We start from the raw sequence: 14,764 nt of genomic DNA, 5'->3' as shown, positions 1-14,764 counted from the left end.
CGGCGGGGACATTTCCGCCGGCCACCGCGTCCCCTGTGCGGACGGAATGTGGAGCCGTCCACACCGAGCCTGGTCCACCACCTGGACCGCCTCCGCGGCCCCCTTCACCCGGATCGCCGTTCCACGACCGCCGTACGACGCCGCCCCGGCCAACTGCGGCTCTGATAACGACTCGAACGCCCGGGAGGCGCGTGCACCCGGTCACTCCGTGGACCCCATGGCGGCCCGGATCACATCCGGTGACGCTCCACCCGGCGCCCCCGTCAGCACCGACCCCGTGGTGGAATGCCGCGCGATGCCCTCCTCGCGGGCCCCTACCGGCCCGGCGACCGCGTCCGGGAGGCACCGCTCGCGGCGCGCCTCGGCCTGTCCCGCAGAGTCGTGCGCGCGGGGCTGCGGGCGCTGGCCGAGGAGGGCATGCTCGACCCGCTCCCGGGCGGCGCGACCGCCGTCCCCGCCGTCACGGCCAAGGATGTCCTCGATCTCTCCGCGCTGCGCGCCGGCCTCGGAGCGCTGCTCATCCGCCGTGTCGCCATGCTCGGGTCGCGAGCACCTCACCCCGGCGTCGGAGGCCCTGGCGGAGCTGACGCACTCGTGCGCACCGCGGACCTCCCGCAGGCCGCCCAGACCTTCGAACGCCTCACGGCCGGTCTGCGCAGGTTCGTCACGGTTCTGCGGATGGACTACAGCCAGGCGTGCGACACCATCACCAACGAGGGCACCGCCGTCTATGACGCGTTGCGCAACGCCGACGGCAACGAGGCGGCCCGTCTGTGGCGGGTCAAGATCGAACGCCCGTCTCAGATGGCGGCGCGAATGGCCCGTTCGAAGCCCTCGACATGGCTGTGGGCGAGCTGTGCCGCCTTGTCGGGGTCACCGGCGACGATCGCCTCGATCAACGGCCCGTGCTCTCCGACGTGACCGGCCATGTCGGACAGACGGTCGATGAACAGGCACCAGATGCGGGTAGCCAGATTGTCGTGGCGGACGAGCGTGTCCTCCAGGTACGGGTTGTGCGTGGCGGCGTAGATCGCGCGGTGGACCTGGAGGTCCAGGCGCATCAGCTCGGCGGCGTCGCGCTGAGGTGAATCCGCGCCCTCCAGCTCCCGCAGGGCTGCCGTCAGGGTCGCGCGGTCCGCGGCCGTGGCGCGCCGCGCGGCCAGGGCGGCGGCCAGGGGCTCCAACTCCTGGCGCACCTCGGAGATATGGGCCAGGTCGGTGATGTTGACGTCGGTGGCGAAGGTGCCGCGCCGGGGGTAGGTCGTGATCAGGCGCTCGTACTGGAGCCGCTTGAGCGCCTCGCGCACCGGCGTGCGTCCGACGCCGAGGGACTGCGCCAGCTGGTCCTCGTTGATCGGCGCGCCCGGGCGGATCTCGAGCATGACGAGCCGGTCGCGGATGGCGCGGTAGGCGCGCTCGGCGAGGGAGAGCTCCTCGCCCGCGGGTTCGGTCGCCACCTGCTGCATGAAATGCCCCCTTGACCTGTCTCGCGAGCTCTCATACCTTACCGCAGAGGCTGATATATCAGTTGCCCATTAGTTGGCTCTCAGGATGGTGCACAGATGGCAATCAACCCGTCGACCAGCACATTCGCCTCCCCTCTCAGCGAACTCGACCCGGATGTCGCCGCCGCGGTGGAGGCCGAGCTGCACCGCCAGCAGTCCACGCTCGAGATGATCGCCTCGGAGAACTTCGCTCCGTCGGCGGTCATGGAGGCCCAGGGCTCGGTCCTGACCAACAAGTACGCCGAGGGCTACCCCGGCCGCCGCTACTACGGCGGCTGTGAGCACGTCGACGTGGTCGAGCAGATCGCCATCGACCGGGTGAAGGAGCTCTTCGGCGCCGAGGCGGCGAACGTCCAGCCGCACTCGGGCGCCCAGGCCAACGCGGCCGCGATGTTCGCCCTCCTCTCCCCCGGCGACACCATCCTCGGCCTCGACCTCGCGCACGGCGGCCATCTGACCCACGGCATGCGCATCAACTTCTCCGGCAAGCTGTACAACGTCGTGCCGTACCACGTGCGCGAGGCCGATCTGCGCATCGACATGGACGAGGTCGAGCGGCTCGCCCTCGCGCACCGGCCCAAGATGATCGTCGCGGGCTGGTCGGCCTACCCCCGCCGGCTGGACTTCGCCGCGTTCCGGCGGATCGCGGACCAGGTCGGCGCGTATCTGATGGTGGACATGGCGCACTTCGCCGGGCTGGTGGCCGCAGGCCTCCACCCCAACCCGGTGCCGTACGCCGACGTCGTGACGACCACCACGCACAAGACCCTCGGCGGCCCGCGCGGCGGGGTGATACTCAGCCGGGCCGACCTGGCCAAGAAGATCAACTCGGCGGTCTTCCCTGGCCAGCAGGGCGGCCCGCTGGAGCATGTCATCGCGGCGAAGGCGGTGTCCTTCAAGGTGGCGGCGGGCGAGGAGTTCAGGGAGCGCCAGCGGCGCACCCTGGACGGTGCCCGCATCCTCGCCGGGCGGCTGCTGGCCGACGATGTGGCCGAGGCCGGGATCACGGTGCTGACCGGCGGCACCGAGGTCCATCTGGTCCTCGTCGACCTGCGCGACTCCGCGCTCGACGGGCAGCAGGCCGAGGACCGGCTGCACCGCATCGGCATCACGGTCAACCGCAACGCGGTGCCGTTCGACCCCCGCCCGCCGATGGTCTCCTCGGGGCTGCGGATCGGCACTCCGGCCCTGGCCACCCGCGGCTTCGGCGAGACGGAGTTCCGGGAGGTCGCCGACATCATCGCCCAGGCCCTGAAGGAGGAGCGGCTGGACGACGAGCGCGCGGGCCTGCTCCGCGACCGGGTCGAGAAGCTCGCCTCCGCCTTCCCCCTCTACCCCCGCCTGAACGGAGACGCGGCATGACCGCCCAGCCGCTGCCGGAGCACCCGGATTTCCTCTGGCGCAACCCCGAGCCGCGCTCCTCGTACGACGTCGTCATCGTCGGCGCGGGCGGCCACGGCCTGGCCACCGCCTACTACCTCGCCCAGAACCACGGCATCACCAACGTCGCCGTCCTGGAGAAGGGCTGGCTGGCCGGCGGCAACATGGCACGCAACACCACGATCATCCGCTCCAACTACCTGTGGGACGAGAGCGCGGCGATCTACGAGCACGCGCTCAAGCTGTGGGAGGGGCTGCCGGAGGAGCTGGACTACGACTTCCTGTTCAGCCAGCGCGGCGTCCTCAACCTCGCGCACACCCTGCAGGACGTCCGCGAGAGCGTGCGCCGGGTGGGTGCCAACCGCCTCAACGGCGTGGACGCCCAGTGGCTGGCGCCGGACGAGGTCGCCGAGGTCTGCCCCATCCTCAACGTCTCGCCCCGCACCCGGTATCCGGTCCTCGGCGCCACCTTCCAGCCGCGGGCCGGTATCGCCAAGCACGACCACGTCGCGTGGGCGCTGGCGCGCCGGGCCGACGAGATGGGTGTGGACCTGATCCAGGGGTGCGAGGTCACCGGCTTCCTCAAGGACGGCGACCGGGTGGTGGGCGTCGAGACCAGCCGTGGCCGCATCCGCGCCGGCCGGGTCGGCCTCGCGGCCGCCGGGCACAGCAGTGTGCTGGCCGAGCTGGCCGGTTTCCGGCTGCCAGTGCAGTCCCATCCCCTCCAGGCGCTGGTCTCCGAACTGCACGAGCCGGTGCACCCGACCGTGGTCATGTCGAACCATGTGCACGTCTACGTCTCCCAGGCGCACAAGGGCGAACTGGTGCTGGGCGCGGGCGTCGACTCGTACAACGGCTACGGGCAGCGCGGCTCCTTCCACGTCATCGAGCAGCAGATGGCCGCCGCCGTCGAGCTGTTCCCCGTCTTCGCCCGCGCGCATGTGCTGCGGACCTGGGGCGGCATCGTCGACGTCACCCCGGACGCCTCCCCCGTCATCGGCACCACCCCCGTCGAGAACCTCTACGTCAACTGCGGCTGGGGCACCGGCGGGTTCAAGGCCACCCCGGCCGCCGGCTGGACCTTCGCACACACCATCGCCACGGGCGAGCCGCATCCGCTGAACGCCCCCTTCGCGCTCGAACGCTTCGCGACGGGTGCGTTGATCGACGAACACGGCGCCGCGGCCGTGGCCCACTGAGAACCGGCTGAGCGCCCACCGAAAGCCCGCCGAGAGCCCGCTGAGAGAAGGACACCGTGCTGCTGATCACCTGCCCATGGTGCGGTCCTCGCGACGAGGCCGAGTACCACTACGGGGGACAGGCCCATGTCCCCTACCCCGAGCACCCCGCCGACCTCGACGACGAGCAGTGGGCCGGGTACGTCTTCTACCGGGACAACCCCAAGGGCCCCTTCGCCGAGCGGTGGATGCACAGCACCGGCTGCCGCCGCTGGTTCAACGTCCTGCGCGATACCGTCAGCTACGAGGTGCTGGCCTCCTACCGGCTCGACGCGCCCCGCCCCGAACTGCCCCAGGCCGGAGGAAACCGATGACCGACCAGCCCCGCCAGCCCGACCAGCACTGTCGGCTCCGGCAGGGGGGCCGTATCGAGCGCGGCACCGTGCTGCGGTTCACCGTCGACGGACGGGAGCTGACCGGGCACCCCGGAGACACCGTGGCCTCGGCGATGCTGGCGAACGGGGTCGCCGAGGTCGCCCCGTCGATCTACCGCGGCCGCCCGCGCGGCATCGTGGCCGCGGGCGTCGAGGAGCCCAACGCCCTGGTGCAGCTCGGTGGTTCGTGCTCGGAGGGCATGCTTCCGGCGACGGCGGTGGAGCTGTACGACGGTCTGTCCGCCACGACGCTGTCCGGGATGGGATGGCTCGACCCGACACCCGACCCCGCCGTCTACGACAAGAAGTACCTCCACACCGACGTCCTGGTCATCGGCGCCGGACCGGCCGGGCTCGCGGCCGCCGCCGCTGCCGCGGGCTCCGGCGCCCGCGTGATCCTCCTCGACGACCAGCCCGAGCCCGGCGGTTCGCTGCTCTCCGGGCGCGCCGAGCGGGTCGGCGCGCAGACCGCCCTCGGGTGGGTCGCCGAGGTCCGCGCGGCGCTCGACGCCGCCCCGGAGGCCGTCGTCCTGCACCGCACCACGGCGTTCGGCGCCTATGACGACAACTATGTGCTGGCCGTGCAGCGGCGCACCGATCACCTCGGAGCCGACGCCCCCGACCCCTCCGAGGGCGTCTCGCGCCAGCGGCTGTGGCACATCCGGGCCCGCCAGGTGGTCCTGGCGACCGGCGCACACGAGCGTCCGCTGGTCTTCGCCGGAAACGACCGGCCCGGGGTGATGCTCGCCGCGGCCGTGCGCTTGTACCTCAACCGGTACGCCGTGGCTCCCGGCTCGCGGGCCGTGGTGAGCACGACCAACGACAGCGCCTATGACACGGTCGCCGATCTCCACGCCGCCGGGATCGACATCGCCGCCGTCGTGGACGCCCGTCCCGAGCTGTCCCGGCGGGCCGCCGAGGTCGCCACGGCGACCGGGGTGCGGGTGCTGACGGGCAGTGCGGTGGTCGACACCGCGGGCGGCGCCCGGCTCACCGGCGTCACCGTCCAGGCCCTCGATGAGGAGGGTCAACTCACCGGTGCGCCGGGGTGGTTCGACTGCGACCTGCTCGCCGTGTCGGGCGGGTGGAGCCCGGTGGTGCACCTGCACAGCCAGCGCCAGGGCAAGCTGCGCTGGGACGAGGACCTGGTCGCGTTCGTCCCCGACGGCGCCGTACGGGACCAGCGGGTCGTCGGCGCGGCCCGGGGGACGTACGACCTCGACGGCTGTCTGGCCGAGGGGGCACGGGCCGGTGCGCGGGCCGCGACGGACGCCGGGTTCCCGGTTCCTCTGCCGTCGCCCGAGGAGGCACGGCCCGGAGGCGGCACGATGCGCGCGCTGTGGCTGGTGCCCGCCCCCGAGGGCGAGCCCGGCAGTTGGGACACCCACTTCGTCGACCTGCAGCGCGATGTCACCGTCGCCGACGTCCGGCGGTCCACCGGTGCCGGTATGCGCGGTGTCGAGCACGTCAAGCGCTACACCTCGCTCGGCACGGCGAACGACCAGGGCAAGACCTCCGGCGTCAACGCGATCGGTGTCATCGCCGAGATCCTCGGCGCGGGCGCGTCACCCGGAGAGATCGGCACCACGGCCTACCGGGCGCCGTACACGCCGGTGGCCTTCGCCGCCCTCGCCGGGCGGGAGCGCGGTGAGCTGTTCGACCCGGAGCGCATGACGTCCATTCACAACTGGCATGTCGCCCAGGGGGCGGTGTTCGAGGACGTCGGCCAGTGGAAGCGCCCCTGGTACTACCCCCGCCCCGGTGAGGACATGGACTCGGCCGTGGCCCGCGAGTGCCGCGCCGCCCGTGAGGGGGTGGCCTTCATGGACGCCTCCACCCTCGGCAAGATCGAGATCTGGGGCAGGGACGCCGGGGAGTTCCTGGGCCGCGTCTACACAAACGGCTTCAAGAAGCTGAGGCCCGGCATGGCCCGCTACGGCGTGATGTGCAAGCCCGACGGCATGATCTTCGACGACGGCGTCACGCTGCGTCTCGAGGAGAACCGCTACTTCATGACCACCACGACCGGCGGCGCCGCCGGAGTCCTGGACTGGCTGGAGGAGTGGCTGCAGACCGAGTGGCCCGAGCTCGACGTCCACTGCACCTCGGTGACCGAGCAGTGGGCGACGATCGCCGTGGTCGGCCCGCGGTCGCGCGAGGTCGTCGCCCATCTCGCCCCCGACGTCGACTTGTCGAACGAGGCGTTTCCCTTCATGGCCCTCCGCGAGACCACCCTGGCCTCCGGTATCCCGGCCCGCATCTGCCGGATCTCCTTCTCCGGCGAGCTGGCCTACGAGATCAACGTCTCGGCGTGGTACGGCCTGGCGGTCTGGGAGGAGGTGTACGCGGTGGGCCGACCGTACGACATCACCCCGTACGGCACCGAGACCATGCACGTCCTGCGGGCCGAGAAGGGCTACATCATCGTCGGCCAGGACACCGACGGCACCGTCACCCCGCACGACGCGGGCATGTCCTGGGTGGTCACCAAGCAGAAGGACTTCATCGGCAAACGCTCGTACTCCCGCCCCGACACCTCCCGCACCGACCGCAAACACCTGGTCGGCCTGCTGCCGAGCGATCGCGGCACCCGGCTGCCCGAGGGCACCCAGCTCATCGCGCCGGACGTGCCCGTCACCCCCGAGGCCGGGCCGGTGCCGATGCTCGGCCATGTCACCTCCAGCTACCACAGCCAGGCGCTGGGCCGTCCGTTCGCGCTCGCCCTGGTCGCCGCCGGCCGGGACCGCGTCGGGGACACGCTCCTCGCCCCCGTCGGCGACGACCTCGTCCCCGTCCAGGTCACCGAACCCGTGCTCTACGACCCCGAAGGGACCAAGCGAGATGGCTGAGCCGACCGACGCGAGCCCGGTGGCGCTGCGCACCAGCCCCCTGGCACATCTGGCGGACCGGATGCGCGCGGCCGCCGTCACCGGCGCCCGCGGTGTCACGCTGGCCGAGCGGCCGTTCATCACCATGGTGAATCTGCGCATCGACCCCGCTTCGGAAGCGGCCGACCGCATGGAGAAGACCCTGGGGCTGCCACTTCCGCGCGAGTGCGGCCACACCACCGCGTCCGGCCCCCACACGGCCGTCTGGCTCGGCCCCGACGAGTGGCTCGTGCTGTCCGAAGAGCCCGTCGACGCAGTCGAGTTGCGGCAGGCACTCGCGGGAGACCCGGGCTCGGTCGTGGACGTCTCGGCGAACCGCACCACGCTGGAGCTGAGCGGCCCGGCCGCCCGGCAGGTGCTGGAGAAGGGCTGCCGGCTGGACCTGCATCCCCGGGCCTTCGGCCCCGGCCGGGCGGTGTCGACCACGGTGGGCCCCGTCCCGGTGCTGCTCTGGCAGCTCGACGACGCACCGACGTACCGGCTCCTCCCGCGATCCTCGTTCGCCGACTATCTGGCGCGCTGGCTCATCGACGCGATGAGCGAGTACCGCGGGCCGGAGGTGCCCTGACGAGGCTCAACGCGGCCGTGTCCACCGGACGTCCAGTCCTCGTCCAAACGTACGACGCAATCTGAGGAGGCACACGCACCGAACCCGGCCATAGGGGAGGAACTCCAATGAAGATCAAGCTGGCGTATGTGGAGCCCAGTGTCACCGTGCTGGGCACGGTCGAGGAACTGACCGGATGGCTGACCATCGGGCAGACCTTCGACAACGTCATCACCACGCACCGGCGCCTCAGCTAACGGCGGCCGATACCACCCGCTCCGCTCCCGCCTCCTTCGGGCGGGAGCGGATGCCTCCCGGCCCCGCCTGACAGAGGCGGGGCATCAGGTACCGGCTGGACCATGTGGCGAAAAGGGGTGCTCTGTTGCTGGTCGGGGACTTTCTCGGAATCTCCGGTCGGGTGGATTTCGACGCCGCCGACGCGGAAATCGGGCTCGCCCGCCTGCCGTTCGCAAGCCGGGAAACACCGCCGGCGCCTCACCGGGCGGTGCAGCGACTGGCCCCGGACGCTTCCCTCCGGCCGGTGGAGACCGGCCCCGGGGAGCATCTGCTGCTGTCCGGGCCGGTGACCCGTCCGGCGACGGACGGATGGCAGCGGCGGATCGCGGATCTGGTCCGGGAGGGCCGCCATGCGGAGCTGGCGCGGCTGCCCGGTGAACTGTGCGGGGCCCTGGTGACCGCGCGCAAGGTGACGCTGTTCCGGAACCTCGTCAGCACCGAGGGGCTGCTGTACCGCAGGGACGGCCCGGTGGTGCGGTGGTCCACCGACCCGGCCGACCTGCTCGACCAGGAACGCGAAGAGTTCAGCCGGCAGGCCATCTGGCGGTGCTGTCGCGGCGACGAGGTGTTCATCTACCACGGGCTGACCCCCGTGCGCCCCGGCGAGCTGGTCGTCGCCGACCCAAGGACCGTGTCCACCGTGCGCTTCGACGGCCTCGCCCCGCTCGACCTGCCGCGCCGCACTCCCCTGGCCCAGTACGCCGAGCTCGCCTACGAGATGCTGCTGCGGGAGGCCCGGGCGTACGTGGGCGCGGGACGGGTCGGAGTCATGGTCAGCGGCGGGCTCGACTCGGCGGCCGTGCTGTGCGCGCTGGTCGAGGCCGGGGCCGATGTGGTGGCCTACCACCATGTGGTGGACGACCCGCTGGCCGACGAGTCCGCGTACGCGCGAACGATCTGCGACCATCTGTCCGTTCCGCTGGAGATGGTCAAGGCGGGCTACGACAGCGACTTCCCACCGCGCGAGCGCTCCTTCTCCCACCCCTTCCTGAATGTGGGATTCCCCTGGCTGGAGCAGCTGGCGGAGCGGGTGCACGGCGACGGCATCCGGCTGCTGGTGTGGGGCAGGGACGGCGACCTGCGGTTCGGCCCGCTCCGCTACGGTCTCCACGACGCCCTGGCCGGAGACATCCCGCTCCGCGAGAGGGCGGCGCTCTGCGCGGGTCTGGTCAGCTCCCGCTGGGAACTCCCGCGGATCGTCCGCACCGCCTCCCGGTCCCGCTCGCTGTTCGACGACATCCGGTCCGGCGGCGGCCTCGCCCGGGCCACGGATTTCCTCGAACCCGTGCCGGGCGTCCCGGACGATCCGTTCGCGGACGTACCGGCCGAGGACGACTACTCGGTCAAGGACGCCTGCGCACATCTGACCTCGTGGCGGCCGCGCGGAATCATGATGTGCAACCCTCTGGGCTCGCGGGACCTGCGCAGGCTGGCCGCGCGCATGCCCGACGCGTATCGGATGATCCCCTACCAGGGGCAGGTGATCACCAAGCCGGTGCTCCGGCTGCTGCTGTCCACCCGGCTGCCCGCGTCCGTATGGCGCCGGTACGGACGCCTGTGGATGTCCTCCGCGCACAAGAACCGCGCCCTCGCGGACGCAGGCGTCTTCCATGGACTGATGGGCGGGCCCGACTCCCGGCTCGTCCGCATGGGTGTGGTGAACCCGGAGCGGCTGACCGAGGTGCTGACCGACCCGCACCGCAGGCGCCGCAACGCCGAGACGCTGGTCCACGCCGCCATGACCGAGATCTTCCTGCGTCACTACGAGGGAAGGACCCCTTGACCGTGAACCCCGCTCCCCCTCTGCTGCGCCTGGCCGACCACGCCGTCTTCGATCCGACCGACGAGGCCGGGGTGATCCTCGACACCCGTAAGGACGTCTATCTGGCCCTGAACGCGACCGCGACGCTGATGCTCGGCGCCGCCCTGCGGTTCGGCACGCTCGATGAGGTGGTCGCTCACCTCGGGGAACTGGTGGAGGCACCCAGCAGCACCCTCGAAACCGGCGTCACCACCCTCGCGCACCAGCTCGCACAGCACGGCCTGCTCGCCCCCGCCGAGGAGGGGCGACCGTGAGAGCCCTCACCAAGCCCCTGGCGGACTGGGAGTTCTTCCTGGCGGATCCGGCCCCGGACACGGCGCCGCCGCCGGACGTGCCACCACTCTTACGGCTGCGCGCGCTCCGGGCCACCGCCGTCACGGCGTGGACCTATCGCCGTCGCGGCTGGAGCAGGGCACGCCCGCTCCTCGAGGGAGCCCGGCCGGCCCCGGGTGCCTGGCGTCCGCGCGAACTCCACTCGGACGTGAGCGTCCGGCTGGCCCGGCGACAGGTGTTCTGGTCCCAGTCGGTGCTGCGGGTCCTGCTGCCCCGGGCGGACTGCCTGCCCCGCTCCCTGGCCCTGGCCCGCTACCTGTCGGCTCTGGGACTGCCCGCCGAGGTCTGTGTGGCCAGGGCGCTGACCAGCACGTTCGAAAAGGACACCTTCCATGCCTGGACCGAGATCCACGGCATCGTGCTCAACGACAACCAGGACGTCACCGTCGGCTACCGCGTGCTCCAGCGCATCGGCCCCGCCCACCTGGCGGACGCTCCGGCGGCGCCCGAGCCGCGGCGGAGGCTCACCTCGTGAGCGGCGCGGCAGGCGCACCCGGCCGCCGGCCGTCCCGGCTGTGGCCGTACCTCGCCCCGCACCGCGGCCCGCTGCTGGCGGTCATGGGGCTGTCCCTGATCTCGGCGGCCACGGCCCTCGCCCAGCCGCTGCTGGTCCAGCGGACGCTGGGCGCGGCGAGCGGGGGCTCCGGTCTCGGCACCGCCCTCGCCCTCCTGGTCGGTGTGGTGGTGGCGGCCGCGGCCCTGGAAGGAGTCCAGCGCTATCTGCTCCAGCGCACCGCGGAGGGCGTGGTCTTCATGGCCCGCCGCACCCTGGTGGAGACTCTGCTGCGGCTGCCGGTCGGGGAGTTCGACCGGCGGCGCACCGGGGACCTGATCTCCCGGGTGGGCGCCGACACCACTCTGCTGCGGTCCGTGGTGACCGGCGGGCTGGTGGACCTGGGCTCGGGCGTGGTGGTCGCCCTCGGTGCCGTGGTCCTGATGGGGAACATCGATCCGCCGCTGCTGGTGGTGACCCTGCTGTCGGTGGGGACCGGCGTCGTCGCCGTGGCCACGGTCTCGCGCCGCGTCCGGCACCTGAGCGGCCAGGCGCAGCAGGCCGTGGGCGCCATGACGGCCTCCGTCGAGCGGGCGCTGACCGCGGTGCGCACCATCCGTGCCGCCCGCGCGGAGGAACGTGAGGCCGCACAGGTCGGCCGGAGTGCGGCGGCCGCCTACGAAGCCGGGCTCCGCGTGGCCCGCCTGGAGTCGCTGGCCGTTCCCCTGACCAATGTCGCGATGCAGGCGGCCCTGCTGTCCGTGCTGGGCTACGGCAGCGCCCGCGTGGCGTCGGGTGCGGTGGGCGTGGCGGACCTCGTCGCGTTCGTCCTCTATCTCCTGCTGTTCGTCCAGCCCATGGCCCAGGCACTGCAGGCGTACACCACCTTCCAGGCCGGGCTCGGGGCGCTCGCCCGGATCGAGGAGGTGCGGGCCCTGCCCACCGAGCCCCGGGCCGGCCCCGCGGCCGTCCACCGTCCCGTGCCCGTCGGCCTGGCGCACCGGCCGGCCCTCGCCTTCGAGAACGTCGACTTCGACTATCCCGACGGCACACCGGTACTGCGGGGCGTCAGCCTGGACATCCCGCGGGGCTTCCGGGTCGCTCTCGTCGGCCCCTCCGGAGCGGGCAAGAGCACCCTGCTCGCCCTTGCCGAGCGGTTCTACGAGCCCACGGCGGGCACCGTCCGCCTCCATGGGGTCGACACCCGGGAACTGCCGCTCGCCGTCCTGCGCGGCCAACTCGGCTATGTCGAACAGGACTCGCCCGCGCTGGCCGGCAGCCTGCGGGACAATCTGCTGCTGGGCGCGCCCGACGCGGACGACGCCGCTCTGCTGCGCGTGCTCGACACCGTGAACCTGTGCGGTCTCGCCCACCGCACCTCCCAGGGGCTGGACGCCCAGGTCGGGGACGGCGGGGTGCTGCTCTCCGGCGGCGAACGCCAGCGGCTGGCCATCGCCCGCGTGCTGCTGGCGGCCCCACCGCTGCTCCTGCTGGACGAACCGACCGCCAGCCTGGACGCCCGCAACGAGGCCGCTCTGGCCGAGGCGATCGATTCCGTCTCCGTCAACCGCACGGTGCTGGTCGTGGCCCACCGGCTGTCCACGATCGTCCGCTCGGACCTCATCGTCGTACTCGAAGAGGGCCGGGTCGTCGCGCGCGGTACCCATGCCGAACTCCTCGACACCTCGCCGCTGTACCGGGAACTGGCCGGACGTCAGCTTCTCGTCTGAGCCGAAGGCGCGGTCGGGTAGCGGGAGGGGGTCGACGCAGGGCTAACGCAAGGTGGGGGATGCGTCGGCGGCGTCGCTGTCCCCGCGGGCCAGCGCCGCACCGAGCTGGGCGCGCGCCTGCTCGTCGCGCTCACCGGTGCTCGCCGCGACCGCCTCGGCTCTGACGTGGTAGACGACGGCTTCGACCGGACGTCCTGCCCCGCGCAGCGCCTCACCCAGGCCGTTGAGCGCGGACGCCTCGCCGTAGCGCTCGCCGATCGTACGGAACAGGCGCAGGGCCTGGCGGTGGTGATCGGCGGCCACGAGAGGCAGCCCCTGCCGCAGATACACATCCCCCAGGCCGGTCATCGCATATCCCTGGCCCCCGTGGTGGCCGAACCGGCGGAAGAGCTCGAGGGCCTGACCGTGGTGGTCGGCCGCCGCCTCGTAACGGCCTTGGTGGAGACGCACAGTGCCGAGGTTGGTCAGCGTGCGGGCCCGGCCGATCTGGTCGCCCGTCGCAGCGTGCAGCTCCAGTGCCCGGAGCTGATAGGCGTCGGCCAGGTCGTACTCCCCCTGGCGCTGGCACACATTGCCGAGGTTGGTCAGGGTACGGGCCTGGCCGACCCGGTCGCCCAACTCCTCGTACAGCGACAGTGCCTGCTGGTGGCAGTGCGCGGCGGACGGGTGGTCGCCCGACCGCCAGTGCACATTGCCCAGATTGGACAGCGTACGGGCCTGGCCCGGCCGGTCGCCCGACGCGCGATGGAGGATCAGGGCCTGCCGCAGGTGGACGGCGGCCGATCGGTATGTGCCGAGCCGCCAGTGGGCGACGCCGAGGTTGGTCAGCGCGTGGGCTTGGCCGGCGCGGTCACCGATGTGCTCTGCCGCGCGCAGCGCGTGGGTGTGGAACGACAGCGCCTCCATGTGGTGGCCGCCGTCCAGGTGGCGGAAGAGCACTGCGGCCAGGCGCACGACGTATCCGGCCCGGTGTCCGTCCGCGGCCATGGCACAGACCGAGCTCATGACCGGGATCTCGGCGGACAGCCAGGACCGGGCCGCCGCCTGGTCCCGCATCGGCGGGCCCGATGCCGCCGTGGGCGCGGTGCCGGGGCGGTGGTGCCGTTCGGCGGGGTAGAGCGTGTCCATCGCCGCGGTGGCACCGGCCAGGTAGTGGTCGAGCAGGCGGGTGCCCGCCGCTCGGCGGTCCTCCTGCTTGTCGCCGTTAAGCGACAGGCGGTCCGCGTAGGCGCGCAGGAGGTCGTGCATGGCGTACCGCCCGGCCCCGGAGGACTGCACCAGATGGGCCCGGGTCAGCAGGGCGAGCCGACGGCCGGCCCGGTCCACGTCCTCGCCCGTGAGGGCGGCGGTGGCGTGGAGGCCGAAGTCCGGCCCGGGGTGCAGGGCGAGCAGCCGGAACGTCCGGGCGGCCGCGGGAGGCAGATGACGGTAGGACCAGAAGAACACCGATCGCACGGTGGCACGGGAGTCCCCGCCGGCGTCCAGCAGCTCGAGCCGCCGTTGCTGGTCGCTCAGCTCCGCCACCAGCTCGGACAAGGTCACTTCCGGGCGGGCGGCGGCCAGTTCGGCCGCCACCCGCAGCGCCAGCGGCAGCCGGGCGCACTGCTCGGCCAGTACGGCGGACGAGGTGTGGTCCGTCTGGGCCCGGTCGCCGATGAGCAGGCGCAGCAGCGCGGTCGCCTCGGCGGGGAGCAGCGGGCCGAGCTCGATCCGCTGGGCGCCGTGCAGCGCCACCAGGCCGGCCAGGCTGTCCCTGCTGGTCACCAGCACCGCGCAGGAGGGCGTACCCGGCAGCAGCGGGCGCACCTGCTCGACCGAGAGGGCGTTGTCGAGCACGACGAGCATCCGGCGGTCGGCCATTTCGGTGCGGTAGCGGCTCGACCGCTCGTCCGGGTCGAGAGGTATGTGCCGCCCGCTCAGCCCCAGGGCGTGCAGAAAGCGGGTGAGGGCGTCACCGGAGGACAGCGGCCGGTCCGGGTCGTAGCCGCGCAGATTGACGTACAGCTGCCCGTCGGGAAACCGGTCGCGTGCCTGATGCGCCCAGTGGACGGCCAGCGCGGTCTTCCCGGCGCCGGCGGTACCGGAGATCACCGAGATCGTCATGGTCGCGGGTCCGGGCGCCCGGCCGTCGGGCCGCTCGTCCCCGGCCCAGGGCCG

General features: G+C 72.4%; 12 protein-coding genes and 1 pseudogene. 11 read left to right on the top strand and 2 right to left on the bottom strand.

The genetic code is table 11. The features are described 5' to 3' along the window. Positions 1-285: 285 nt before the first annotated feature. Positions 286-441 (top strand): annotated as a pseudogene (locus tag GWI24_RS45595) (GntR family transcriptional regulator); the annotation flags it as partial. Between the two features lie 359 nt (positions 442-800). Here the strand turns inward: GWI24_RS45595 and GWI24_RS27440 are convergent. Continuing rightward, positions 801-1,466, bottom strand: coding sequence for a GntR family transcriptional regulator (locus GWI24_RS27440; RefSeq protein WP_210948583.1), 666 nt, complete (start codon positions 1,464-1,466; stop codon positions 801-803). Between the two features lie 96 nt (positions 1,467-1,562). Here GWI24_RS27440 and glyA point away from each other — a divergent pair, with 96 nt between their 5' ends. From glyA to GWI24_RS27400, 10 genes are all read left to right on the top strand, one after another. Beyond that, on the top strand, positions 1,563-2,867 hold the full coding sequence (glyA, locus tag GWI24_RS27435; protein WP_210948582.1) for a serine hydroxymethyltransferase: 1,305 nt from the start codon (positions 1,563-1,565) through the stop codon (positions 2,865-2,867). Beyond that, positions 2,864-4,084, top strand: a complete 1,221-nt coding sequence (locus GWI24_RS27430; RefSeq protein WP_210948581.1) for a sarcosine oxidase subunit beta family protein — start codon at positions 2,864-2,866, stop codon at positions 4,082-4,084. The genes glyA and GWI24_RS27430 overlap by 4 nt, the downstream gene beginning before the upstream one ends. Positions 4,085-4,140: 56 nt before the next feature. Beyond that, positions 4,141-4,437 carry a sarcosine oxidase subunit delta gene (locus tag GWI24_RS27425; protein WP_210948580.1) on the top strand — a complete coding sequence of 99 codons (297 nt, stop codon included), beginning with the start codon at positions 4,141-4,143 and terminating at the stop codon, positions 4,435-4,437. Then, positions 4,434-7,346 carry a sarcosine oxidase subunit alpha family protein gene (locus tag GWI24_RS27420; protein WP_210948579.1) on the top strand — a complete coding sequence of 971 codons (2,913 nt, stop codon included), beginning with the start codon at positions 4,434-4,436 and terminating at the stop codon, positions 7,344-7,346. The genes GWI24_RS27425 and GWI24_RS27420 overlap by 4 nt, the downstream gene beginning before the upstream one ends. Further along, on the top strand, positions 7,339-7,953 hold the full coding sequence (locus tag GWI24_RS27415; protein ID WP_210948578.1) for a sarcosine oxidase subunit gamma: 615 nt from the start codon (positions 7,339-7,341) through the stop codon (positions 7,951-7,953). The genes GWI24_RS27420 and GWI24_RS27415 overlap by 8 nt, the downstream gene beginning before the upstream one ends. A 107-nt stretch (positions 7,954-8,060) precedes the next feature. Next, positions 8,061-8,189, top strand: a complete 129-nt coding sequence (locus GWI24_RS46365; protein WP_263407905.1) for a hypothetical protein — start codon at positions 8,061-8,063, stop codon at positions 8,187-8,189. Between the two features lie 284 nt (positions 8,190-8,473). Beyond that, complete coding sequence (locus tag GWI24_RS27410; protein ID WP_210948577.1) at positions 8,474-10,012, top strand: asparagine synthase-related protein; 1,539 nt, start codon at positions 8,474-8,476, stop codon at positions 10,010-10,012. 2 nt (positions 10,013-10,014) lie between these two features. Then, a complete protein-coding gene (locus GWI24_RS27405; protein WP_374103348.1) occupies positions 10,015-10,305 on the top strand; it encodes a PqqD family protein in 291 nt (96 codons plus the stop codon). Beyond that, positions 10,302-10,859 (top strand): lasso peptide biosynthesis B2 protein, encoded by a 558-nt coding sequence (locus tag GWI24_RS45590; RefSeq protein WP_308344079.1) that lies wholly within the window; start codon positions 10,302-10,304, stop codon positions 10,857-10,859. The genes GWI24_RS27405 and GWI24_RS45590 overlap by 4 nt, the downstream gene beginning before the upstream one ends. After that, the gene (locus GWI24_RS27400) at positions 10,856-12,607 is read left to right on the top strand and encodes an ABC transporter ATP-binding protein (RefSeq protein WP_308344077.1); all 1,752 of its coding nucleotides are present in this window, start codon (positions 10,856-10,858) and stop codon (positions 12,605-12,607) included. Before GWI24_RS45590 ends, GWI24_RS27400 begins: the two co-directional genes overlap by 4 nt. Positions 12,608-12,649: 42 nt before the next feature. On the opposite strand, the gene GWI24_RS27395 is transcribed toward GWI24_RS27400, so the two are convergent. Continuing rightward, positions 12,650-14,764 (bottom strand): tetratricopeptide repeat protein (locus tag GWI24_RS27395; RefSeq protein WP_210948575.1); only part of this gene is annotated, 2,115 nt, incomplete at its 5' end.

It is taken from the genome of Streptomyces sp. MK37H (assembly GCF_018035285.1).
Classification (GTDB): Bacteria; Actinomycetota; Actinomycetes; order Streptomycetales; family Streptomycetaceae; genus Streptomyces; species Streptomyces endocoffeicus.
This window is presented reverse-complemented; position numbering and strand designations above follow the sequence as displayed.